The following is a 24658-nucleotide window of genomic DNA, read 5'->3' as shown; positions in this document are numbered from 1 at the left end:
TCCATCCGCCGACAGGCCCCACGCACCCCGGATCCTGCTTCACCGCAGTCGCTGTCGGACCGCCTTCCGAGCATATCACCGCCGGCGTTGCCCACGCACATTCAGCAGACCCAACCCAGCCGTTCTAGATTTGCGTCAGCCCGGAGAGCGTCCCGCTCCCGGGACCGCCGACTTCAGTCGGCGAAACATGCCGCGGACCCGCCCCACCCCCTGAAACCACAGCGCCTTCGCCTCGCGCCGACTGAAGTCGGCGGTCCCGGGGGTCGCCCCGGGCGTTCTTGGGTCGAACTTGAGAATTGCTGGACCCAAACTTTCTGAGGCCATCTACCCTGGTATCGCGTCAAGGGATTGCAACGAGCTGCGAGCTTCCGCTATCGGCTCTGAGCTCCAGGGTCGGGCAGAGAGAGATCATGAACGGCAGGGAGCCCTCCAGTCGGAACGGATACAGCGCGGTCGCCGCCTGCAGTGCAGCCACGGGCAAGGCTCTGCCGGCATAGCGAATCGCGGCTTCGATCAGCCAAGTGACCAGTGTCTCCTCGCGGATCATCAACGGCTCGCGCCGAACGATGCGGCGACCCTCGTCGGTGCGCACGATGCCGGTCCAACTGGCCTGCGTCTGAATCACCCGGTTGGTGGCACGATAGGCGGTCTCGCGCTCGCCGTAGGTCTCCGCCATGCGGCGCTGGACCTCGATGGTCGTGCAGTCGCCTTGAATGGCCGAGAGCCGCCCGATCACTTCCGCCACCTTGCCGAAAAAGGGATAGGCCGTGATCGCCATCCCCCAGCAGAGTGCCGGGATCGCGGCATCGGATGTCGCACGCGCGATCGCGGCCCCGCGATCGGCGAAGTCGCTGAGCTCGGGCCGTGGCTCCAGCCACAAGCCTTTCAGAACACTGCGGCTCTTCTTCCGGGACGCGGCGCCTGGCTCGGCCGCCTCGATCAGGGCGTCCAGGGTTTCCAAGCTGTCTTGACCGTTGCGCACCCGCAGCGCGCACTGCGCCCAATCGAGCGGAACGAATCGATCGAAGCCGATTTGGGGCGGGATGTTCGGACGCTTGCTCAACGGGTGCGACTCACCTTGACGAAGGGGACAATCAGCTCCTCGACTGCAAGGCCGCCATGAGCCACCAGCCGCTCGTCCTTCGGCACGAAGGCCGTGCGGCCGCCCGCGAAGAGCGGGAGGAAGTCCGGCGGCAGCGCCGGGGTCGCCAGGCTTGCCGTGCCGGGAAACGCCTGAGCCGATGCGGCGCGCAGCGCCTCGGTTCGATACACCCGAACCCGCTCGCCGGCCATATCGACGATCACGCCTTCTTGGGGTCGACCGATTCCGACGGCCGCGACGTTGCCGTGATCGGCAGTGACATAGACCTGGAAACCGGCATCGAGCAAGCCCGAAAACAGCCGATCGGCAAAGCCGGTGTCGCACCAGTCACGGATCTGGCCCGCGACGTTGGCCTTGCCGAGGAAAGCGCCATGGGCCATCTTGTCGACGGTATCGACGACGATCCCGGCGACCTTCACCGCAGGGTCGGCGAGCGTTTCGAGCAAGGTGTCGAGCTGGGCGTTCTCGCGGATGCTTTTGCGATAGATCACGGCGGACGTCGGCAAGCCCTCATCCCTCCAGAAGCGCTCCCAGAGTTGCGGCTCCCGGCCGGTGGTCTCAATCGAATCGGCCAGCTCTCGCGGCTGCATCCCGGCAAACAGCGCTTGCCGAGACACCGAGGTCAGGGTCGGCAGCCAGGCGAAGCAGGTCCCTTCGTCGAACGCCAGCGTCGGGGCACGCTCGGCGAGTCGTTCTCGGATCTCGATCCAATCGTCGATCGCCAGGCCATCGAACACCAGCAACGCGAGCTTGGTTTCACCCGCGCCACGGCGCAATGCAAGAAAACGCGGCACATGATGCACCATGACCGGTGCACCCGCGACAGGCAGCGACGGCAGATTCCAGTAATGTGCATCGAGCCATGACAGGAGGTGCGCGTCGGCTTCCCGTTGCACGCGTTCAAGCAGATCCCGGAGCGGCTCGGCGTAGCCGGCACCAAGCCGACGGAACCGCACCAGGACTTCCCCGAGTCGCTTGGCGAAGGCACCCCAATCCCGATGTGTCGCCGCCATTGTCGGCAGGCCGTCCAGAAGGGTTTGCAGACCCTCGGCCACCAGCCTTTGCAGCGCCGCCGGATCCTTCAGGATGCCGACCGCCGCCCAGACCGGAAGGTCCGACGGGACATGTCCGACCAAGAGCGGATGGAGACTTCCGTCCAGAAACATCGACTCCACCAACACGCGAATCTCAGGATGCGCGAACGGGATCTCGATCCGCACCGCGGGTCCGCGTGTCACGGTCTCCGCAATGCGGGAGCCCTGGATGCCGAGTCCCTGTAACTCGCTGGTCCAGGCGTCCTGGACGGTACGCAGCAGCAGCCCCGACGACGAGAAGAGTGCGCGCACGGGCAGTCCCGTGAACACCGGATTGGTGCTCAGGATGCTCTCGACATGCTCGGCCAAGACCTCGGGCAACGCGACATGCCGACGATGAAGCCGCAGCAGCTCGCGCCAGAGGTCTTGCGGACGCTCGATCAGGTGCGGAGCCAGACGGAAGACGTGGAGGAGGATGAAGTCTTTGGTCGCCACCTCGCCTAAGGTCTGCGACGCATGCCGCGCCTGGGCGTCGAACAATGTGGCCCGGTGCGTCGCATCGATCCGACGCACGACAGCGTAGCTCAAGCGCGGAAACAGATGCGCCAGGCTCAGCGCGGCGATGCGCGCCTGGCGCAGATAATCCCAGGGTAGATCGGCGTACTCGGCGGAGCGCCGATGCAGGACCAGCGCCGGGCGAGCGCCGGACTCGCCGCGGTCCCACGGCGTGCGATAGCGTTCTTCATAGTCGGTACGAAAGCCGATCGAATCGTCGAACGGCAGCACCTCGAACCCGCGCGACTGCAGCTCGGCGAGAATCTCCTCGTCGAGCAGCACGTCATCCGGATCGGCGGCGATCCAGAGCCGCGAGAGGTCGGGCGGAAACTCGCTCAGGATCCGCTCGCTCCAGGCGCTCATCGGGGTTCTCCTTGGGAACGGTTCATGAATAAGCTAAACACATCGATGAGCGAATGCCTTTGTCGACATAGTCGTTTGGACTCTGGTGACGAAGCTCCGGCTTCGTCACCCGCGAGAAGAAGCTCCGCTTCGCGAATCGGCCGTCCGTGCCGACGCCTCATGAAGCAGAGCTTCATCGCCTGGGTCACGCAGCCGGAGCTGCGTGACCAGAAAAACCCGGAGCCGGCCCCACGCGCAGCAGCATCAGCGGTTCAAGCGCCGGAATGCTGGTCTCGGCATCATCGAGCGACGCCAACCGCAGCGCGTGGTCCTACTCCAATCGACGCCGACGGTAAGCGCGCACCTCCGGCAGTCCGATCCGGCCCAGCGCCTGCCAGCGCGAATCAAAGGCGTCGCGCGCACGCGCTCGTGCCTCTCGGATGCGTTGTTGATGGCTCTCCAGCAGACCGGCGAAGATCTGCTCGCCTTGGCTCGTGGCCGCCTCACGGGATACTCCGAACGCCTGTTGCGCATCGCCGCCAACGTCGCACCCGAGCCCGACCACCCGGATCTCCTCAGTCAGCAAAAGGTCCCAGATGCGTCGCGCGGTCGGCATGAAGGTCCGCCCTTGATCGTTGACGAACACCGGCAGCCCTGTCGTGATCGCGCGTTCCAGCCAGAATTGGGCCGGGTGGTCACGCCAGCGGCGCGCATCGTCCGTGGAAAACAGCTGCCCTTCGGCCAGCAATGCGCTGTCAATGCGTGACTCGGCCATCTTGTCGCGGATCCGATCGAGCGCGGCATCGCACTCCCGGTCGATGGATGCCGGGTCCTGAATGCCACTCAGGTACAGCGCATCGACCAAGGGCTCGGTGTCGACCGAGTCCATCACGTCCGCAGCCTTGTCGACGCCGAACTCTTTGGCGATCAACTCAAGCTTTTCCTCCAGGACCTGGCGCACGCGCAACTCGACCGTGTCTTCGAGCACGAAGTTGGTCGCCCGCACGACATGCCGCTGGCCGATGCGATCGACCCGCCCGATGCGCTGCTCGACACGCATCGGATTCCATGGCCGGAACGACTCGCCGAAATGCAGCCGCATCTCCGCCTGCCATTGCCGGACCAGCCCCTTCGGCGCGACCACCAGGATCCGCCGCGCCAGACCGCGCAGCTTCAATTCACGCAGGATCAGTCCAGCCTCCACGGTCTTGCCGAGACCGACCTCATCAGCAAGCAAGAAGCGGATCCGCCCGCCGCTGCTCCCTCCAATCGCCCGATTCAACGCGTGGAGTTGATGCGGCAGAGGCACCACGCTCGATTGCATCGGCGCCAACAGCAGGTTGTCTTCCAAGGCGTCGAGCAGCTTCGCGGCGGCGGCGGTGTGCAGGATCTGATTCACCGTCGGCTCGGCGGCATCCAGCGATCCGAGATCCTGCGAGCGAACGCGGATGACGGCGTCCTTGGTCGGTAACCACACCCGATAGACGACATCGCCCCACATCTCCTGGCGATCCAGGATGCGGCAGGGTGTTGCCTGGCGGCTGTGCCAACACCAGTCGCCGACGGCCCAAGGCTGCCCGCGATCCATCGTCAGGTGATCTCCGCGATCAGGCTCCGCAACCCGTCGCGCAGCTTGCGGAAGCTCGGAGAGGTGTTGCGTTCGATATCCACCAGGATCTCGATGTGCATCCCTACCTCGCATCGAGATAATCGCTGTACCAAAGACCGCCCAGAGGCAACCCCTCGGACACCAGGTGACCGACATCGGCGAGCGCCGACGCCCGCTGGATCGCGGAGAAGCCGTCGGCACCCTTCTGGAGCACCCAGACCTCTTCCGGCGCCAAGGCATCGACGAAATAGGGCTGGTGCGTCGTCACGAAGATCTGCGGGGCGCCCTTTCGGCCCGTCGCATGGGCTCGAAACTCCTGGGCAAGCGCCTCAAGCAGCTTGTGATACAGGCCGTTTTCGGGTTCCTCGATGCAGATGAAGGGCGGCGGATCCGGGTCCTCCAAGAGGAGCAGATAGGCAAAGACTTTCAGGGTGCCGTCAGACATCTGTTGGGCGAAGAAGGGGTCTTGAAAAGCGCCATCGTTGAAACGCAGGAGGACCCGCTTGTCCGCGGTTTCCAAGGTATCGATGTCCGAGATCCCCGGGATTTTGGCCGCAATGCGCTGAAGGATGCGCTTGAACCGATCCTTGTGGTCGCGCTCCATGAACTGGACGACATTGCCGATGTTATCCCCGTGGATGTTCAGATGCCGCTGAGGACCGGCACTCGGTAAGCCGCGCGCCGCGTCGGGGTGAAAGTACGACAGATACCAACCCTTCAAGAAATCCCGAAAACGCTTGATGCGCGGATGCTCCATCAGCGTGCCGAGTGTGGCGATGCCCAATTGCCGCCGGTCGGTCAATTCAACATCCAAGCGCGCTTTGCCCTCCTCCTCGGCACCCTCCACGGCATCTTCGCCCGACCAAACCGTCCCTTTTCCATGCTGCAGGCGCAGAAAGGGGAACAGCCGGCCACGGGTGGTGCCTTTGCGCGCCTGTTTAAGCACCTCGGACTCGACGAAGGGACGCCCGGTCTTATCCAAAGCCACGGAAAGCTCGTAGGAGATCGGCCTCTCGTTCGGGGCCTCGCGATAGAAGACCTCGAATCGAATGGGACCCTGTTGGCCCTTGGACAGCAGACGCTCGTATCCGCCGCGTTGCTTGATGTCGCAGGCCGTCTCGACATCGGTCGCCAAGCAGTCCGCGACGAATCCGAAGGCATCGAACAGCGAGCTTTTCCCAGAGCCGTTCTTGCCGATGACGACCGTGAACGGGGTCAGCGGCTTGCCTTGACCGCCGGAGAGCCGGCCCAGCGCCACATCCTTCAGCGGCCGGAAGTTCTGCACCCGAAACCCTTCAATAATGGCCATTCAGCGTTCCTCGATGCGACACTCGAACCCCGTGCGGCTCCAGGCCCGCGGGACCCAACGCCGAATAATGGCATCAATCGACCCGGAGCGGCGCAATGTCCTCGTCGGCGAGCACCGGCACAAGCAGAGCAGTCAACACACGATTGAGGTCTGCCGTGCTCACTCGGTCCGGCGCGGTGATCTCGATCCCGATTGGCTTGCCGTCGGCCGTGTAGTCGACCAAGAATCCCGCGTCCATCGCCCCGACACGGTGGCTCTTGTCCCCGGATGCCCGCGGTAGGTAGAGATAGGCCGCGAGCGCGCGGCCATGGAGGAAGGTCACGTCGAGAGAGGGTGATCTCATCGGTTCAACTTCATACGCTTCAACAGGTGCGGTGCCAGGTCAAGATCCCAATCCGGTACGACGGCTCAGTTTGGTCGGCCAGCGGTCATCGCGGAAACCACCCGTGAAGCGTCCGGACGATCGAAGCGAAAGAGTCGCACTTCTGTAGAGACGTGACACTCGCCCGCTTGCCGATCTCCTCAAAGTCCCGTGGCGAAATCGTTCGCCTCAGCCGGTCGCGCATGATGTACTCGAACAGTTCCTTCGGCTGCGCTTCAATGAGCTTTGCGACCGGCAGCGAAAGCTTATCAGCCCTATCCTGCATCCACGCCCGGAGCTGATCCGGCGTGATCGAGCAGTAGCTGGCGATGGCACCTTCGCAAAACCAAAGCCATTGCTCCAGCTCCGGGACCAGCACAGCGACCGCGCTGTTGCCGCTCCAACTGACAGCATAAAGCTGTTGTCGGTCACTTTATTCCACGGGAATTCCTCAAAGTAATCCACGCTGACCCTACCGGATTCGTCCACCGCTTTTGCGGCTGCCTGCGGTCCAGCTGGTCGTAGGTCGGTTCAGGCGACCCTAACGGCAACAAGCGGCCCTGACCGCTCACCCATCGCCCGAAAGGCTGTGACTCTCCGATGCTGATACCGGTCACCTGCCGTCCGGCGATCGACGGACCGGTCACGACCCGGACCGGCCACCGAGCCGAGCCAGCCGACTGATCGCTGTGCCCCATCAGCGGTCACTGGATCCGAAAGGTCTGAGGGGAAGGACGCGGCCGGAACCGTCGTTGCGCATGGTTTTGCTCGCGGCGGCTAAGAGACGTTAAGCGGTCGTTCGTTAGCTTTCAGCAAAGGACTTGTTGTCCTTACGATAACGACAACTCATTCCAGACTGCCCCACGCTCGATCACTCCGACGAACGCTTCGGCCGAGAACCCTTGGGGATATAGGGTCGCCTGCTGATGAGGGTCTTCGAGAGGAACGAAATCGGGGTCCAAGAATCGACCCGAACAGATGCCGTCGGGATCGTTCAAGAGATGCCGATCATCGCGCAGCGCGATCAAGACTTCTTCTAGGGACACCTTGAGGAATCCGTCAAAGTATTCGTGATCGCACTCGATCGAGGTATCGACGATCCAGCCGAGCAGGTTCACGGTCTCGCGCGCATCTTCAAGCCCGAGCCTTCGCGCGAGCCCGGCATCCCGTCCCAAGGCTCGCCGGACGGCTGCAACTTTGTTTCTAACCTGCTGGCCAGCCTTGCGGAGGGTCGTTGTCCGGTGCAACCAGGCATCACGTTGCGACTGCCGAATGAAAGTCGACTTGAGTTCGACGACCAGCAGCGTCAGATCGAGGGCGCAGATCAGATCGACTTCGCCGGCCTGCGGATCGTCATCGGAAATCCAGTTCAGCACGACCCGAAAGCCACGCGACTCAAAAGCAGCGCCGAGTCGTTTCTCGATGCGCTGCGTTTCAAGTCGAGCCTCCTCGCGTCGCGCACCCAAACGTCGAAGGTTGTTGATGGCTGCCGTGCTGTTGTTCTGCAGACCAAACACCCAAGGCAACTCGATCAGTTGTTGACCGATCTTCAGGACCGGTCGTTCCAATAACTGCGGTGTAAGCCCAGGTTCCTGCTTCCGTAGTCGTTCAGCCAACGTTACCCAATCGTTTGTCCAGAAATCGAGCACCGCAGCGGCCATGGCATGGCTGCCACGCGGAGCCGCTTCGCAGACTGTCCAGCCCAGGATCCGATTGATCTTTGCCTTTCGGTCCGACCAACTGAGAGGAAAACGGTTCTCGAAACCGTTTTCCAGACCTTCGAGCGCGAGTCGGCTGAGAGCGGCTGCCCAATGCCCAAGGCTCGCAGCATGAGTAACGAATGCCTGGAGGAAATCGCTCTGATAAAAGGCATTCATCAACTCCGACGCGAGCAATGCCTGAAACAGATCGACACGCTGCCCGGTCTCAGATGTCACGGTTTGATCCAATCCGTAGACCTCAGTCAGCTGAAGCTGGGTGCGAATGGCTTTGATGTAGGCCAGCCGATTGGCTTCGTGGTTCTCCGGCCGGCCAATGGTGTGCCAACCGAGACCACGAAGGATGAACTCGTCCATAGCGCGGTAAAGCCAATAGTTGTGCAAACGCTCAAGTTTTTTACCATCCCTCGCCCAGGTCTCCCGCGCAGCTGGGTCTCGCTCGACAATCTCGAGCACCTTGCCCTGACGGACGAACTCGATGCTGTCATCGAAACTGAAGGCATCGGCTGACCGCGACTTGAAGGCATTCAGCTCGACTTGCGCGGAGACCGCTAAATCGAAGGCGGCGCGCAGATCGTGCCTGGGCTTTGGTCCCTGGGGGGCAGGAAAGAGGTACGGCGACAAATGTGCTTTGAGTGATCGTCCGAGGTCCTGCTCACGCAGTCGCAACATCGCTGGACGAGCGGTTCCGAGCTTCCAGATCAGCAGATCGTTGATCGCCTTCCATTGCGCCTCTGTGTCGTCTCCCGACTCGGAAGTGGGCGACGGCTGCGCGAAGCTCTTTGGAACCAAGTGTTCAAAAGCATAGAGGCTGGCGTAGATCAGGAGCTCGAAAGGCGTGAGTTCGGCGAGTTGGGATCGCCACTTTTCGACTGTCGCCATGCGCAGTCCATAGGCATCATCGAAGATGTCCAGCATGCGGCACAACTCGGCAATCTCAGGGCTGGAGTCGGCGATTTCGAAAAGCTCCTTCCGACGCGGCGACTCATGCTTGAGGACCAATCCAGACCAACGAACTGCTCGCTTCACCGCTGTCGGGCAGGCTTTGGCAATGCGTTCGATAAGCCCCGGATTCGCCACAGGCTCCTGTGCGAAGTAGCGCGACAATGCGAGCGTCCATCGGTCCGTGGACCAAGTCTCAAAAGGCAGGCAGTCGACCACTTGGCTGAACCAAAATGCCTCGTCGCGCTCACGCCGGTTATATTTGTGCTTTCCGCGTGCCACTGGCTTGCCGTCGAGGTACGCCTCAAGAACTGCGCCAATCGTGTCGCCCTGCTCAAAGCCCGGCGCGCATAGGCGATCGAGCATACGGTCGTAGAGGTTGACTCTTACGTCATCCAAACAACTCATAAATATCCAGAAATAGCCTCGGATTTCGGACGTTGAAGTAAGTGTCCTCGGGGTCAGACTGCCATCGGTTGCGGGATCGATTGAGCATGCAACGGGGGTTGGGGAAGTGCGAGCGCATTATGGCAGCATTGGGCGTTGAAGAAGGTGTCCGCGGGCTATCGCATGGATAGGTGGCCGCCATGTGGGGCTCAAACGACACCAAGGCTCCAAACCCGAAACTAAGCTGACAGCTCCCTGCGTGAAGTGATTCGGTGGCGTAAGCAGCCGCGGGAGTCCGCGAAGCTCGTCTTCTTGCTTTCTGTCGTGTCGCCGGGATCGCCGACGGATGGGCCCCATCAGCGGTCACAGGATCCGAGATGCGTGGGGTGAGGCGCTCGGCTAAAAACCAGAGGGTGATTCTCCTAAAACAGACGGCTGGTTGATTGCCATCACTGGCCACCCCGATTCAGCGTATGCAGCCGACAGTGCTCAAACTAGCTCCGGTCGCGCTCGTTTCGACCCACTTTAAACCCGAGCCTTGGCCCGACCCGCCTGCCTCACCCTCAACCGACCCCGAATCTGAGTGTAGAGCCGTGCACGCTCGTTCGCCCGATCCCGCAGACAGACCACCAACACATAGGGCTCCTCCGTGTGGCTCAGAGCCTCACCCCAGGGGTGATCGTTGCGCGTCACGACGACGAACAAGCGCTTTGTCTTTAGGATTGACCGTCCATTGATTTGCCGAAACCGCCAGGTGGCCTTCTGGACCGTACCCTTGCCACGCACCTGAGCACTGCAGTCAGGCGTCTTCAGCTCCGGGATGTTCTCGTGGTCGTCCTTGTCCGTAGCACGACTGAACATCCTGGAGACGTGCTCGATATCCGGCCCGGCCACAAGCTTGAAATCCATGCGGGTGGCCTTGTATGCAAGCCGGGTGGAGCGAACCGCCGGGGTGTACGCAAGCGCGATGGAGATCTCACGATCCCTGCGGCCGGAACTCAAGAAGTCTTTCGGAACCAGGATCTCGTAAAAGTGGTGGCGCTTGTTCGTGATGTTCTCGATGGCAACCAACGAGACATCATTCTCAAGGGAACGGAACAAGGCCAGACTATCAATCTGACCGTACCCGGCCACCGAACGGCACATATCTGGCTGGGGAATCAAATCTCTCGTGGATTCCGGAACGTTCGCATGCGCCAACAGCAGTGCCCGCAGCAGCTCCGGCGGTGCGTCGTGGCGCTCGACCAATATCCGCGCCGCCAGCTGCGCCACCTGCGGCGCGGCGAAGCTGGTCCCGGCATCAGCGGCAAGCAGGTTGCCGCCTGCGAACCCCAGATTCGTCGAGACCTCGCCGAGACCCTGGGTCACTAGGTAGTTGGCCCCGCCACGGGTATTCAGCGCCCAGTTTCCGCCATAGGCGACGACCTCAGGCTTCACGGCACCGCCCACCGATGGTCCATGACGGGTAAATGGGGAAGGCTGACCACGGCGGGCGAGCGGAACTTCCGACGGATCTGTCGGATGACGGCCACTGGCATGGCTCCTGTCGAAGCGGGCAATACTGCCGACTGTGAGCGCATTGAGCGCCGTGGCCGGATCGATCAGGGTCCAATCCTCCGACGACAGGTAACCGGGGTAATCGTCCTTCCAGGCGAGCCCAGTCAATTGGTCGCCGGACACGTTGCCGGTCGAGACGACAAACAGGATACCAAGCTCGCGGGACAGGGTATCGAGCGTAAGTGCCAGGCCGCGAACATGGCCGCCAAGGTAGGGCTTGTTACGGTCTCCGAAGGACAGGTTGAAGACCCGGCACCCGTATTGGCCACGGAAATAGCGGACGGCCTCGGCGATCTGGTTCTCGACGAACCCCGTTTCGTTCTCGTTGTTCCGGTCGAGGATTCGTCCGCTGAAGAGCCGAAGCTCCGGAACGAATGCCCCCGCTTCGAGTGCCTCCTGCACGTCGCCGTAGAGGGCCAGACCGGCCACATGGGTTCCGTGACCGTGCTCGTCATCCGGGCCATGGCCGGCAAGAAAGCTCTCCACGTGGCCAACCGCCGGGGCCAACAGCGGGTGTCCGGTCGCCAAGCCGCTGTCGAGCACCACGATACCGGGTGCGTTTTCCTTGGGTGAAGGCACCGGGGGAATGTCCTGGATGTCGGTCGTGAGGACGCGGAGGTCCAGGCCGTACCGGGGCGGCAGGTCAACGGTTCGAACGTCGCGATGCCGGAGCAGCCGTTCCGCCTGGGCGCGGCTACAGCGAACGCGTTGGAGCAGAAGTCCCGGCTGCCGGACGCTATCCAAGGCATCGATCCCGTTCTCGGCGAGCCAGGCCCGAAAGGCATCCCAGAGGGCGTCACGCTCCGCCGGGCGGGCATCCACAGGCCAAAGCTCCAAGTCGAGAAGGAAGGGCTCTCCAGCCGGCATCCCTTCTTTGCGCAACGCCCAGCCGGTGCGGTCTTCGGCGCTCCAGCCGTCGATGCCCTGTAAGGCATAGATCACCTGCTTATAGCTGACGGCGTCACCCTGGGCCATCGAGGCGAGCCGCGCCTCGAAGGAGGCGAGCGCAGCCTTGCTGACGAAGGCGACGACGACGGTATCCGCCTCCTGGCTGACCACCTCTATATCCGCGGAGAGATGCCCGATGTCGTCCGGGTTGAAGCCCTTGGTCACCTCGAAGCGGAACAGCCGCCGGTCGTCGAATCCGCCGAGATCACCGTCGGTCTGTTGCAACGCATCCGCGACGCGAGCCTTCAGGCCGCGGGCATGGGCGGCAGGATCGTCCGGGGCAACTGGACGCGGTCCGGACCCTTTGCGCTTCTCGGTGATTGGCACCTCCCGCTCCAGGGTCAGGTGCGAATAGCTCTCATCCATGGTCCGTCAACCCCGTTTCATGCGCGCCCTTCTTGCATCTTCGCGCCGCACTGCGGCCTCGACATTGCGACGAGTCAGGAACTCGACACCGTTGAGAACCATGTCCTTCACCGCGCGGCGCAGCACACGCTCCACGTCGGCATGGGACATACCTTTGAACATTCCGATGATGTCGCCGTCATCGGTTTCGAACTGGCGGCGCACCCCGCGGAGTTTGATGGCGAGCAAGCGCTTGACCTGTTCCTGGTTAGGCGGATCGAAGACCAGCACCTCGTCGAATCGGCGCCAGATGGCGGTATCCAAGATACGCTCGTGGTTGGTCGCCGCAATCAACAGGCTTGTGCCGCGGTAGCCATCGAGCATTTGCAGGAACGCATTAACCACCCTCTTCAACTCGCCGTGGTCGGAAGCATCCGACCGCTCCTTGGCCAAGGCGTCAAATTCGTCGAATAGGACCACCAGCGGGTAGGCCGTGATGAAATCGAACACCTGGCGCAGATTGGCGGCCGTCTCTCCCAGGTAGGACGACATGACACTGTCGATACGGACGATGGCGAGTGGCAGACTTAGCTCGCTGGCAACAATCTCCGCGGTGATGGTCTTTCCGCATCCGGGAGGGCCACAGAACAACAGGCGGTCCGCGGGATAGAGGCCGTGGCTGCGCAACAGTTCGCTACGATGATGCTCCGTGAGCAGTTCGCCCACGATGGAGCGGTTCTCGTCCGAGAGCACGACATCGTCCATCAGACGTGCGGGCTCACGGATCTGCAACAGCGGGAGCCCGCGCTCCTTGTCCTTGGGCAGGCGGTCGGCAAAAATCGGGGGTGCCCCCGGGATCTCTGCACGGCCGTAAAGGATCCGCTCTAGATCGTTTGCCAGCAGGTGGTGATTTTTGCTGCGCTCGTCGCGGATCACCGCCTGGGTCGCCTGCAGAAAGGCGTCCCGGTTGCCCTCCGCACCCGTTTTGATAAGCTGTCTCAAGAGCCTTCCGGATGCCATGATCTGGTTCTCTATTTGGTCGTTGCTCGCTGTGAGGCGAAGTTTACCCTGGATGCCTGAACAGCCTTATCGCACGATTGACAATGATTGTGAGCGATTTCGTGACAGAAAGGCGAGCATGCACTCCCGGCTCTGTCTTGCCCTAGCGGCCGCATCCTCTTCGGCATCAACGGTCGTCTAGCGTCGGCAAAGTCTGACCTTTCCTTTTCCCGCGAGGCAAGACGAACCGGATCGTGCCGTCTGCTGACCGCGCTATAGCGGACGCTCACGTGGCGTACGCGACAGACAGATCAGGGTCCTGCCTTGTCACTCGGCGAAGGTCGATCGACTTTCCGCTTCCAGGATTGAAGAGTCACCACGCTACGAAAGACCGGTGACGGCTTCCTGGAACACAGCGATCGGTCGGCTGGCTCAGCTCGGTGGCCGGTCTGGGTCGAGAAGGGACCCTTCCGCCGCCTCTCGGCCGGTGCCGCAGTCAGGAAAGATCGGCGGAAATCAGGTGAGCGAAGCTTAGAAATCTGTGACGAGATCATGCTTGGGTCCGGGGGTCACGTGCGTGCCGTCGCCGTCGCGGGAAAAGCACAGGAGGGATTCGAGCCCGCACTGTTGAACCACGAAGGGCGAGTGAGTCGCGAGCAGCATCTGCCCGTCCGGGATCGCCGAGAGCGAGCGCAAGATGATCTCCAGGGCCTTGGGGTGCACCCCGTTCTCCGGCTCCTCGACCATATAGAGTGCAGATTCAGCGGGAAGAAAGGCAGGCAAGGTCAGCGCCAGCATGCGCAAGGTGCCGTCGCTCAACACCCAGCTCGGGGCTTCGAGGCCATTCTCGTAGCGCAGCACCAGGAACTCGGCGTTGTCCGCCTGCCGCCGGTCCCAGCCGATGTTCACGAGGTCCGGCAGTGCATAGCGCAGGTGGTCCACCCAACGGGTGACTGCCGTGTCCGGCGTCGCCCACTGGGTGCCCGGCTCACCATTTCGCCCCAGCAGGCGGCCGACGACCCTGGCCATATTGCTTCCGTCCAGATCCAGATCCGTTCCACGGGTCGCCGGACAGGGCAGGCGCATCGCGCGGCTGTTGAGCTGGATGTACCGCACCCCCTGCATTAGGAAGCGGCGCACGGCGTTGGCCGTCGGGTAGCGCTCTTCGTCAGGTGGCGTGAGCGCCAGGGTCAGCTTGTCCAGGCCGAAATTGAAGGAATCCTGGTAGCTCCCCTTCTCTCGCGCGTAATAATCCGTCCCCTTTGAGGTCTTGCCGAGCAGCCGCTTGGGTTTGACGTTGGCGCTGAAGACCAGATCCCCGCTCTTGGGAAGCCAGGCACGCGAGTATTGACGCAGCGCCTCGTCCTCCACGCAGACGCCGAGCTTCGGGTCCTGCCGCACGGCGAGGCGATACTGCAACAGGCTGTCCGCCTGGTCCGGCAGGTCCTTGGACAGGTCCAGCCAGAGCTCGATCTCCACCGACCCGCCTTGGCGCAGCCAGGTCAGATCATTGAAGTCTGCAATGCCGCGCGATTCGACCGCACCGACCGGACCATGGGTCAGACAGTCCCGAACAAAGTCGATGGAGTCCAGCACGGTCGTCTTGCCGACACCGTTGGGGCCGACCAGGACTTGAAAGCGTCCGAGCTTGAGCGGTGGGCCAGGCCGAAGAACCTTGATGCGACCGGCAGGCGGCTCGAACCTGTCGGACAGCGACTGCACGCCTTTGAAGTTATGCAGTGTCAAGGCGGCAATCATGTCTGCGCGTCCGATAGCGTCAGCGCTTGGTCATACCAAAGCAGCAGTTTCTCGTCTTCCTGCAGCGCCAGCTCGGGGATCTTGCGGGCCACGGAGATGATGGTCCGATGATCCTTTTGGGACCAGGCCGCTTTGAAACCGGCGCGCAGCACCTCCAGCCGAAACTCCTTCAGGCGTCGCGCGGGATTGGCGCGATAGGTCTCGAACTCCTTGAGCAGGGTCTTCTCGCGTTTTTTCTCCAGGTCGGCTGCCTTGTTCGGGTCCGGGACATACCAGCGTTCCTTGGCCTTGGCGACCAGGCCCGGATCGTCCTTGCTCAGGCCGCGATACTCGTGAAAGTTCTTCGACAGATAGTTCGTGATCTGGGTGGGGACGTCCCCGGCACCCTCGTAGCGCAAAAAATTGTCTTCCAGAAGGGCGCTCAGCTCGGGCTTCTCCTCATGCTTACGCCAGCCCGCGCCGAGTTGGGCGATGTACTCGGGATGCACCTCTTGGTAGGTCGATGGGCGCTTCTTCAGGAAGTCCGTCAGCCAGTCGATCGCGCTGCGCTCATCCGAGACGAACAGCTCCATCTGCGGCGCCCGGGTGACTCGCGCGCGCTGCTTGTCGTACTCCCCAACTTGCTCGGGCAAGAAAACCATGCCGTCGCGCTCCGGGAAGTCGCGTTGGCTCAGCCCCTCCAGAAACGCGTCGCTCGACAGCGGAACCGGGGCGTCATGCCGCACGAACCAGGCGATCATCCGGTCGTAGATCCGCCTCGGGTCGCGCTCGACAATGAAATCCAGCTCGCCGTCTTTGGGCTTGGTCACCGAAAGCTGCTTCAAGTGGGTCTGTACGAAGTCCCAGGCCGACTCCGGGGTGGCGCCCCGTTGCGCGAAGCGCTGCTCCAGACCGCCGTTCGGTTTGTAGGCGGAGATCACCAGATCCTGTTTGACGGCGGTGGTCGAGGTGACCTGCCGATAGCTGCCCTGCTGTTTGTCGAGCGCGGTCACCTCGGCGACCACGAAACCGGCCTGTTGCAAGGCGACCTGGATGGCATTCCAGACGCTCGCCCGGCTGTTGGAGAAGACCACCGTCATCCACCGGCCCGGCTTGAGCACCCGGTAATACTCGGCGAAGCAACGCTGCATCAGACGCTGGTATTCGGGCAGGGCCTTCTTCTTGAAGCGATCGATGATCGCCTCGGGCCGCGCGTCGGTGGTCACGCCATGCCAGGACTCGACGAGGAAATTGAGATCGGCGTAGTAGATGTTCTCGCCGAAGGGCGGGTCGGTGAAGATGTAGTCGATGCTGGAGTTCTGCAGGAGTAGGTGGGCGGCGGTGCCTGTATTGAGTGCTCCAACCCCGGCGCTGGGGCGATAGCCGCAAAACGCCTTGCTGAGTCGTTTCAGCTTGCCTCCTAAGTTGTATGACGGGCTGCATTCGGAGTGTTGCGACGCGACGTAGTAGACGCCAGTGAGCTGGCGATTTACTTGTGATCCACCGGGACGGCCTTGCTGGATCGGCTGATAGCGATTTAGGACAGACAGGCCCCAAACTGCCTGTTCCACCATGAACAGCAGCATCTTTCGGGTCCGCGGATCCGGACATGCCGATGCCTTGCGCCAAAGCAGCGCCATCGCATGAGCTGCGCGGGGCAGGAAAAAGTGATGAACATGGCTGAAACCTTTCGGAGCGATTCGCGAGCCGTGGTACATCGCCTCGATGGGAAACCGAGCCGTCGGCATATCCGGCGGTAGCGGCTGTGACTCGATCTTCACCAGAAGCGCAAGATCGTCCTTGTCGGGTTGCTTCTCGTAAACCGATCGACCGACGAAATAGGAGATCAGCGCTGGGCGGAACTTGATGCGCCGCCATGCACTGTCGGTCGCCGGATCGGCGCGTGTCTCCAGTACACGCTCCAAGCGGTCCTTGTTCAAGTCGGCGCTGCAGTGGGGGCACGGAAAGGAATCCCTGACCCGCTTGCTGACCTGATCAAGCGCTTCGTCGAGAAAGTTCACCTCGCCTGCGCACTCGGGGCAGGTAAAGACCTCGCTCCAAACGGTGTATTGGATCCGCCCCTTGGTTCTGCCGTCCGTATGCAGCGTCTCGTACATCCAACCGATCTCTTGCTCGACCTCCTTGAGCAGTTGCTTGCCGGCTGCTGCGAAGGCGTCGACATTGAAGGGCAGGTTGTAGTTGGCCGCGATGAAGGTCGCCGCCGGAGACAGGTCGTTGAGGATCACCCGGCGCGCACCCCACTTGGGCGCCGCCTTGCCCTGCCGCTTCCACTCCTGCTCCAACTGAAGCCGGTAGACGGCGGGCGCGGAGCCGCACCACTGAGCCGCCACCCCGGTCATCCCCGAGCCGGCAAAGCCGTCCAGCACCAGATCGCCCGGCTCGGTGTAATGCAGGATCGAGGGCACGATGGCCAGATGCGGCACCTTGGTGTGATAGGAATGCGCCTTGTAGAGCTGATCCGTCTTGCCCACCGAGACATCGATCGCCAGCGGCTCGCGGCTGTAGCTCACCGCCGGATCATAGGGCGTGCCATGGTGCCGGACGAAGTCATCAAGCCAGGGATTCGGGCAAGCGGTGTAATAGGGCGGATCGGACATGGCGAGGATGGCCTCGTCCGCGCCCTTCGGAAAACCCTCCTGCGCGCGAAACGCCGGATCCTTGAGCTTCTCGGCCAGTAGTGCTAGGTAATGCTCCCGGCGCGCCTGGTCGCTCGGGAAGGTATGCCCGAGGCATTTGACGGGGCAGGATTGCGCATCCTTGTCGTGGAAAACATCATTCATCGGTTCTTGATCCCAATCATGCCAATCCGTTACTCCGCCGGGCAGTCATTTTTTGTCGGCTCGCTCGCGATAACGTAACCACATGTTTTCGAGACTGTGCTCCGACGCTCGCCCCCAGAAACCTTAACCTCCGATGCTCGACCAGAGGGAACCACTCAGGCACGCCACATCTCGCATCGGCACACCAATATGGACGACACTGAACTCCGTCGCTCTATATGCGCACTCTATGCGGCATGCCCATCTGCGTCGGCATAGATCGGCTCTTATGCGAATGTCTATGCGCAGTCATCTTGAGATCGCATAGCGCGCCCAGCGCCGCTCCCCATGTTGCTCCAGATTTCGGGTTCGCTCCAGTGAGCCGAGGGATGATCAACCACTCATTCTTTTCTTGAGCTCATCGACAAAGCGCTTAGCCCAACGTGAAGCGGAGATGACTTTGGCTGGATCGATTCTCGCCAGCAACTTGAATGAATGCTCGCCCTTGCCGTATTGGGCCTTGGTCTTACAGTCCTTGGTGGCATCGGCAAGGGCGTCGTAGAGCTGCGACTTGGCTACCACCTCGATTGAATCGGCCGACGCAGGGAGTTGGGCCTCGCGAAAGCCTTGACCGAAAAATGCCTTCAGCGCCAATTTGTCGGCAAGCAGCCAGCCCTCCATACATTGAACCATCAGATGGCAATCGGTGTCGGCGACGTTCGCTGGCTTCTCCCATCCATCGCCCTGGCGCTGCTTGAGATGCTGCCAAGGCGTCCAGTGCCGTGGTTCGCCGTTTTGATACCGCCCATCGACGGGAGCTTCGCTATCGACCAATAGAACAGCGTCCTCTCCGTTGGCGATGGCGGTGCAATAGGAGTCGTAAGCGTCTTTGCGACTACCGCAGGCCACGACGCGCGGCCGGCGATCGATGCCGGCTCGCGTGATGAAGCTGGTGAAACCCTCGCGGCATGCGGTCTTGAGCACGGCCGTATTGCCGCCGCCTTCAACATAGAGCTTTACCATCGGGTTCCCCCGATCTCCCCGCGTGTCCAGAGTTCACCCAGCCGGTATTTCTCCAGCCAGGGTTTGAGCTTCTCGGCATCCAAACGTGTCAGGGTGCTGCCGTTCGGGGTCTTCTCCGCGACCAACACGACCTCCGGTCGGTCGGTGAGCGCATCGACCAACACATCCGAGTGTGTGGTCACGATGAGCTGTGTCCGTTCGGATGCCTCCTTCAGGAGCTCGGCCACCGTTGGCAAGACGTCGGGATGGAGACCCAGCTCGGGTTCTTCGATACAGACCAGGGGCGGCGGATTGGGGTGACAGAGGATGGCGAGCAGACAAAGATAACGCAATGTGCCATCCGAGAGTCTGGTGGCCGGTATGGTGAAGCGTCCCTCGTGGAAAAAGACCTGAACCGTCCCGCCTTCGATCTGAACGTCGAAATCGTCGATTCCGTCGTACAAAGCGCGCAGGGCTTCGAGCACGCGTCTCTTTACCGTGGGCTCACGGCGCAGACGATTGAGCACCAGCCCAAGGTTACCGGCATCGGGCTCCAACCACTCGTTGGGAAGGTCTGCCTTTTGCGGGAGGCGTGGCAGGGTATAACGACCGAAGCTCCACTCTCGGTAAAGGCGTATCTTTGAAAAGGTGTTGCCGAGATAGGTCAACTCCGGATATTGATCCGGATCTTTTCGCTGGGCCATAATCGATGCAGTGGAATCGATCTCGTCATGCTGTAGGCGCCGCTGATTGCCCTTGACGTTAAAGACGGCCTGACCGTTATCGAAGCGATAGTAAAAAGAGGATTTCCAGTGACGACCCTTACCAGGTTCCTCGTTCTCGATACGCTCCTCAAGGATTTCGAAGCGCTGCGCCACTTCGGTAAAACGCAACAGATAGCGCAGATTGGGTGGTCCTTTCGGGTTGGCAAACACGGCATCGATCGTGGCAGCAGGGGTCTTCGGCGTGCCCTTGAACAACCAGTCGTGCACGCCCCCGCCGTCGCGGATCGCCGTCACCAGGTCTTTTGGTGCGGATCGAATCAGGTCGATCGCTTCGAGCAGATTGGACTTCCCGGAACCATTTGGGCCAATCACCACGTTGAGGGACAACAGCTCCACCGCTTGGGTCGGATCGCCGAAGCTCAGGAAGTTTGTGAGTTTGATGGACTTCAGCAGCATGGTCACTCCGCTGTGCAGGACCGAACGGCAACTCGCCTATATCGGTACGCCTGTGCCGATGGACTTACTCTCTCCGAGGCATGGCCAGCCTCAACGGCGGCTTGATCAGCCTGGCGGGCGGCGATCCCCGGCAGGCTGCTCGGCGAGAGGGCCCAGCATCGCGATGATCTCACGTGCGTCGCACATGCATCATTCCACCACGAACCGCAGCTTCCCGGCATCCTTGCCCTTGCAACGCTCGGCGAGAAAGGTCTCGAACCGCTTGCGCAGATCATCCGGCGTCGCCGGCGAGCCACCGGCAAGCAGGGCTTGTTTGATGTCGTCGCCGCTGACCGCGATCTTCTCCAGTCCCGACAGGGCCTCTTGGATCGCGAGAACGAACCCGGGCGTGACCGGACCGGGGAGCACCCGTGTCGCCATGAAGCTCTGGACGAGATCACGCTGGGGCGCCTTGAGCAGATCGAAATTGGTCTGGATGATGGGATCGTCCAGATTATCCAAGAGCGTCTGCTGCCAGCCGTCGACCAGCCGATCCAGCTCCTCGTCCAACGCCGTGAGGAGGTTCGCGGCCGGGAGCAGGTCGCCTTGTTCGTTGGCGGGCCGGAAGCCGCAGTGCGGGCAGACCGGGCTCACGGCCAGCTCGGCATCGACCAGCGCGGCGCAGCTCTTGAGCTTGTCGAGCTTGTCCTCGAACGCGGTGAGCTGGCCGGTCGGCATCAGGGCGATGCCGGCCAGGGTGCGCAGCATCGCCAGACGCGGGTCCTTGCGCAGCGCGGACTTGGTCTTGTCTTCCGACACGCCCAACCGGGCCTTGCTGTGCTGGGCGACATAGGCGGTCAGGTAGTCCTTTTTCAGCGCGGCGAGGCGTTGGCGATACTCAGGGGCGTGCTGCGCGGCGGGATCCTGCTGCAGTTTGTCGAGGATCTCCTTGCGGGCGATCTGGGCCTGCTTCACCCAGGCATGGCCGTTGTCGAGCACCAGCTCGGCCTGGGACAGGTACGCGGCAGCCGTCCCCAGCTCCGCGACCAGGTCGCGGAGACGCTCGACCTGGCTCAAGGTCTCCAGGTTCTTTCTCTGGGCATCGATGTCGTCCTGGGTCAACCGCAGGTTCTTGAGCTTGCCGACGCTGTTGTATGGCGACAGCCCTTCCAGGAAGGTCTTGAGTGCCGAGAGCCGCGCGAGCGCATCTTTGAGCGCGTCATCGCGCAGCAGCGTCTGACCCCAGAAGCTCAGGCGGCTCTGCAGATCCGTGCCGACGGTCAGCACCAGGCCGACCCACTTGGCGACGGCGCCCTGCAGCTCTTTCACCGGCTCTTCTTTGCCTTGGGTCGCCATTTGGGCCAAGCCTGACGGCAGGCCCAACAGCTCAAACAGCGCACGCAGAATGTCGACGTTGATTCCTTTCGGCACCTCGATGTACTTGAATGCCTTGAGTTCATCCAGGGAACGCTCGACCAGCAGCGAGAGCTTGCCGGAATCGACCTTATCGCCGGTAATCGCGAGCACCAGGTCACCCGAGTGAACCAGGCCGGCCAGCACGACGGTGAAGAGGTCGGGCTCCAGACGAAAGCGCACCGGCGCGAAATACTCAATGTCGGTGGCGCCGCTGACCAACTCGCCGCGGTTGAGAACCTGGCCGTGGCCTTTGGCCTTGAGACGGTTCAGGACCTCCTGCGCGTACTTGGATCGCGTCGGCTCGATGCGATCGCCGTCGAGCATCTCCAGCGCATCCAGCACGGCAACCGCGTCCTTGGTGCGAGGACCGCCCGCCAGCCAACGCAAGGCGCCGAGCATGAGCTGCTTGCGGTTCATCTCGGTCAAGAGGATCGAGAAGGTTGGATACTCGGGCGCCATGTCGGCAAACGATTGGCCCAGCGCCAGGCCGGAGACCACGTTGACGACATCCCGGAAGTTCACGCGTTCGTCCGCGCCCAGGTGGGCCTTGTCGCGCAGACCGACACCGCGCACCCAGTCCTGCAGCGGCTTGGTCTTGCCGCCGAAGGTGACATCAAGCGCCGTCATCTGTTTCTCTTGCAACCACTTGCTCATGGCCTGCAGCGACTCATTCGCCTTTGAGACATAGACCGACCTGGCGTTGCCACTCGCGGTGGCCGCCAGATCCAAGGCTGCGGCGTAGCGGGCGATCTGGTGCCGGATCTCGTCGTCGAGACCCTTGAGCCGGAAGAAGACCTCGTCGCTCAGGTGCTCGTCGCGAAAGCGCGGCGGGTCGAACGGCTGGATGAAGTAGATGTAAAAGTCACGCGGCGGCTGGGCCGTCGGACGGTCGTTTGGCGCACCGAAGAAGAGATAGCCGGTGCGCTCGACGCGGCGCTCCAGCCATTCAATCTGGTACTGCCAGATCTGAAAGCCGGAGACGTAGGTGCTTTCGTCGGTGCGCTCCATGAGCTGGCGAATCGCGCTGAAGTAGGCGCGGTCGAGGGCGTCGTCCGAGAGTGCATCGGCGCGCTTGTCGATCTGCGCGTCGTAGTCGATATCCTTTTTGAGGTCCAGGTAGAACTGGTCGGTGCCGGATGCCTTGGAGATGAACTGCCCGTTGACGGTCTTGAGGATCTCGCGCAGGCAGGTCAGGACCATGGTGAGGAGATCGGCGGCCGGCTCGCCGCCCATGTCCTCGATACCGGGGTGATACAGACAGAGGGTATCGCGCAGCTCCTCCGCCGTGGCCCCGATGGCGATGTAGATGTCGCCGCCGGTCGTGAGTCGATGCACCGAGAGGGCCGCGATCAGGCGCAACGCCATCGGCGTGTAGGCCGGTCGGGTGAAGGCTTGTTTGACGCGCCCGGTCAGCACCTCGGAGACCTTGATGACGGGGCTGATGCTCGGGTCCGAGCGCAACACGGAGTTGGCGGTGACGGTGTCCCAGAAGCGGTCGTAGGCGATCAGGCCGGGCCGATCCGTCGGGATCTCCTCGTCGAGGATGGCGTGGATCTGGTCGCGAATGGTGACGAGGGCGCCACGCTTCTCGGTGAAGATGAGCCGATCGAAGGTGGCGATATAGTCCGGGTGCACGGGGAACAGGCGGACGTAGTCGTCCATCCGTTCGTTCATGTTGCCGTAGAAGCGGGCAAAGGGTGTCAGGTAGGTCCGGATTTTCAGGTGTTGGTCGGAGGTCTTTTTGAGCAGCCGCTCGGCGACCACGAAGCTCACATCCTGACGTGCCAGGAGCACCTGGGTGAAACGATCCTTGACGCGGCGCAGGCTGTCGGCGACATGCTCGAAGCGGCTGCTGTCGAAGACGGCCTCCTGTACGCCGGCGACGAAGCGAAAGCGCAGATGCTTGCAGACCTCGCCGATCTCGCGCAGGAAGGACAGATCCAGCACCAGGGCGTGATCCTTGCGCGAGCGCAGGAACTCCAGGAACTCGTCGACCACGAGCAAGACGCCCTGGTCGGGGTAGACCTCGGCGAAGGCGGCCATCATCTGCTCGAAGGCGGCTTTGTTGTTGACGACCTGGTCGGCCGGCGGAAAGCTGAATTCCACCCCGAGCGTCGCGAGAAAAAGGGTCAACTCGCCGGTGACGATCTCGCGCAACGACATCTCACTCGAAATCTCGATGCGGTGCACTTTGAACTTGCCGGCGATACTCTCTGCCGCCGCCGCGACCTTGGGGTGGCCGAGCAAGGGTGTGTAGGCCGCGTTCTCCGCGACCAGCGAGACCACCGACATCAGGTGCGATTTACCGATGCCGTAGTTGCCGACCACGAGGACGCCTTTGTGGTCGACGGCCGGATCGAACGAGAGCTGCGGGATGATGACATCGGCGATGCGCGTGGCCATCTCGTCGGAGATCACATAGGTCGAAACGAGCTTTTGCGCCTCATCCGGACGGTTGGCGTCGAGCAGTTGGATGACCGACTCGATCGGCTCGAATTGAATGAGATCCCGGTAGCGCATGGCAGCGTCCTGTTTGGTCAAGGCGGTGTTCCGTCAATCCTGGAGGTCGAGGGTGACGACGCCATCCAGGGCGTCATCGCGATATTCCGGATGCCCCGGCTCGGCATAGGTCAGCCGCGGCCCGCGTTCGGTGTGGCGCAGCTCGCCCGGCCAGACGGCGACGATCACCCGCGCCTGTGCCAGGCGTTTGAGCAGAGCGAGTGGATTCAGCTTCAGGGAGGCATCGAACAAAAGCTCGATGTTGTCGACGAGTAACGGGGATGCTGTCGCACGGGTCGTCTCGGCGATCTCCCGCAGCAGAGTGCCGGCGAGCAGATGGCGTTGGGTGCGCGGCAGCGCGGCGAGACGCCTGCCCAGTGCCGAGCCCAAGGGACGGCGCTCGACACCACGATGCTCAGCGTAAGCGGCCAGCAGGGCCGTTTTTCCGCACCCCGGAGGGCCAACCAAAAGGATCAGCTTGTTGTGAAGGCTGGCGACGTCGTCGACCAACGCACTCAACCGCGTCAACATGGTGCCTATCGTCTCCTCGGCGCGGCGCCAACAGGGCGGCACTCGTCCGTGACTGTCAAATCCACGCGTTGCTCCCGATTGGCTCCAATCCACCAAGTCTCATGTCACGCGATATCGGGGCTATCTGGGGCCCTTCCGGTGATGGAACACACCGCAAGTAGCGAGCTCCGGCGCGATGGCTTGTGGACTCCGCCCGGAGCATATCACCGCCGGTGTCGTCCGCGCACATGCCGACGACCGAGCCTATCCACCGGAGCCTGCCCTCCCATCGCTGACGCGGATTCGTCCCCGGCGCTGTGCCCTCTCGTGTGGATAAGCTGATGGC

15 protein-coding genes are annotated in these 24658 nt (G+C 62.3%); all 15 read right to left on the bottom strand.

Annotated features, from left to right (window positions below; translation table 11 throughout):
- Positions 1 to 340 precede the first annotated feature (340 nt).
- Positions 341 to 1063, bottom strand: a complete 723-nt coding sequence (locus tag AADX97_RS03180; RefSeq protein WP_374231552.1) for a hypothetical protein — start codon at positions 1061 to 1063, stop codon at positions 341 to 343.
- Entirely contained in the window at positions 1060 to 3054 is a 1995-nt protein-coding gene (gene pglZ, locus AADX97_RS03175) for a BREX-3 system phosphatase PglZ (RefSeq protein WP_374231551.1), read from the bottom strand. Before pglZ ends, AADX97_RS03180 begins: the two co-directional genes overlap by 4 nt.
- A gap of 310 nt (positions 3055 to 3364) precedes the next feature.
- Complete coding sequence (locus AADX97_RS03170; protein WP_374231550.1) at positions 3365 to 4621, bottom strand: SNF2-related protein; 1257 nt, start codon at positions 4619 to 4621, stop codon at positions 3365 to 3367.
- 103 nt (positions 4622 to 4724) lie between these two features.
- Positions 4725 to 5951 (bottom strand): AAA family ATPase, encoded by a 1227-nt coding sequence (locus AADX97_RS03165; RefSeq protein WP_374231549.1) that lies wholly within the window; start codon positions 5949 to 5951, stop codon positions 4725 to 4727.
- A 73-nt stretch (positions 5952 to 6024) separates the two neighbouring features.
- Positions 6025 to 6294, bottom strand: coding sequence for a hypothetical protein (locus AADX97_RS03160; protein WP_374231548.1), 270 nt, complete (start codon positions 6292 to 6294; stop codon positions 6025 to 6027).
- 85 nt (positions 6295 to 6379) lie between these two features.
- Positions 6380 to 6691: a hypothetical protein gene (locus AADX97_RS03155; protein ID WP_374231547.1), complete on the bottom strand. Its 312-nt coding sequence runs from the start codon at positions 6689 to 6691 to the stop codon at positions 6380 to 6382.
- Between the two features lie 451 nt (positions 6692 to 7142).
- Positions 7143 to 9371 carry a hypothetical protein gene (locus AADX97_RS03150; protein WP_374231545.1) on the bottom strand — a complete coding sequence of 743 codons (2229 nt, stop codon included), beginning with the start codon at positions 9369 to 9371 and terminating at the stop codon, positions 7143 to 7145.
- Between the two features lie 513 nt (positions 9372 to 9884).
- Positions 9885 to 12230 (bottom strand): S8 family peptidase, encoded by a 2346-nt coding sequence (locus AADX97_RS03145; protein WP_374231544.1) that lies wholly within the window; start codon positions 12228 to 12230, stop codon positions 9885 to 9887.
- A 6-nt stretch (positions 12231 to 12236) separates the two neighbouring features.
- Positions 12237 to 13145 carry an AAA family ATPase gene (locus tag AADX97_RS03140; protein WP_374231543.1) on the bottom strand — a complete coding sequence of 303 codons (909 nt, stop codon included), beginning with the start codon at positions 13143 to 13145 and terminating at the stop codon, positions 12237 to 12239.
- A gap of 594 nt (positions 13146 to 13739) precedes the next feature.
- Entirely contained in the window at positions 13740 to 14966 is a 1227-nt protein-coding gene (locus AADX97_RS03135; protein ID WP_374231542.1) for an AAA family ATPase, read from the bottom strand.
- Positions 14963 to 17746, bottom strand: coding sequence for a DNA methyltransferase (locus AADX97_RS03130; RefSeq protein ID WP_374231541.1), 2784 nt, complete (start codon positions 17744 to 17746; stop codon positions 14963 to 14965). The genes AADX97_RS03135 and AADX97_RS03130 overlap by 4 nt, the downstream gene beginning before the upstream one ends.
- Positions 17747 to 18118: 372 nt before the next feature.
- The gene (locus AADX97_RS03125; protein WP_374231540.1) at positions 18119 to 18748 is read right to left on the bottom strand and encodes a DUF4276 family protein; all 630 of its coding nucleotides are present in this window, start codon (positions 18746 to 18748) and stop codon (positions 18119 to 18121) included.
- Positions 18742 to 19908, bottom strand: a complete 1167-nt coding sequence (locus tag AADX97_RS03120; protein WP_374231539.1) for an AAA family ATPase — start codon at positions 19906 to 19908, stop codon at positions 18742 to 18744. Before AADX97_RS03120 ends, AADX97_RS03125 begins: the two co-directional genes overlap by 7 nt.
- A 189-nt stretch (positions 19909 to 20097) precedes the next feature.
- A complete protein-coding gene (locus AADX97_RS03115; RefSeq protein ID WP_374231538.1) occupies positions 20098 to 23844 on the bottom strand; it encodes a DUF6079 family protein in 3747 nt (1248 codons plus the stop codon).
- A 12-nt stretch (positions 23845 to 23856) separates the two neighbouring features.
- The gene (gene brxF, locus AADX97_RS03110; protein ID WP_374231536.1) at positions 23857 to 24333 is read right to left on the bottom strand and encodes a BREX-3 system P-loop-containing protein BrxF; all 477 of its coding nucleotides are present in this window, start codon (positions 24331 to 24333) and stop codon (positions 23857 to 23859) included.
- Positions 24334 to 24658 lie beyond the last annotated feature (325 nt).

The organism is Thiocapsa sp. C2-2m, assembly GCF_041903745.1.
Taxonomy (GTDB): domain Bacteria; phylum Pseudomonadota; class Gammaproteobacteria; order Chromatiales; family Chromatiaceae; genus Thiocapsa; species Thiocapsa roseilacustris.
The sequence above is the reverse complement of the archived record's forward strand: the minus strand, read 5'-3'. Positions and strand labels throughout refer to the sequence as shown.

What these genes read in the sequence shown, in the direction of transcription:
- pglZ (WP_374231551.1), bottom strand. Translation starts at nt 3,054, where the DNA reads ATGAGCGCCTGGAGCGAGCGGATCCTGAGCGAGTTTCCGCCCGACCTC.
- AADX97_RS03170 (WP_374231550.1), bottom strand. Translation starts at nt 4,621, where the DNA reads ATGGATCGCGGGCAGCCTTGGGCCGTCGGCGACTGGTGTTGGCACAGC.
- AADX97_RS03165 (WP_374231549.1), bottom strand. Translation starts at nt 5,951, where the DNA reads ATGGCCATTATTGAAGGGTTTCGGGTGCAGAACTTCCGGCCGCTGAAG.
- AADX97_RS03160 (WP_374231548.1), bottom strand. Translation starts at nt 6,294, where the DNA reads ATGAGATCACCCTCTCTCGACGTGACCTTCCTCCATGGCCGCGCGCTC.
- AADX97_RS03145 (WP_374231544.1), bottom strand. Translation starts at nt 12,230, where the DNA reads ATGGATGAGAGCTATTCGCACCTGACCCTGGAGCGGGAGGTGCCAATC.
- AADX97_RS03135 (WP_374231542.1), bottom strand. Translation starts at nt 14,966, where the DNA reads ATGATTGCCGCCTTGACACTGCATAACTTCAAAGGCGTGCAGTCGCTG.
- AADX97_RS03130 (WP_374231541.1), bottom strand. Translation starts at nt 17,746, where the DNA reads ATGAATGATGTTTTCCACGACAAGGATGCGCAATCCTGCCCCGTCAAA.
- AADX97_RS03125 (WP_374231540.1), bottom strand. Translation starts at nt 18,748, where the DNA reads ATGGTAAAGCTCTATGTTGAAGGCGGCGGCAATACGGCCGTGCTCAAG.
- AADX97_RS03120 (WP_374231539.1), bottom strand. Translation starts at nt 19,908, where the DNA reads ATGCTGCTGAAGTCCATCAAACTCACAAACTTCCTGAGCTTCGGCGAT.
- brxF (WP_374231536.1), bottom strand. Translation starts at nt 24,333, where the DNA reads ATGTTGACGCGGTTGAGTGCGTTGGTCGACGACGTCGCCAGCCTTCAC.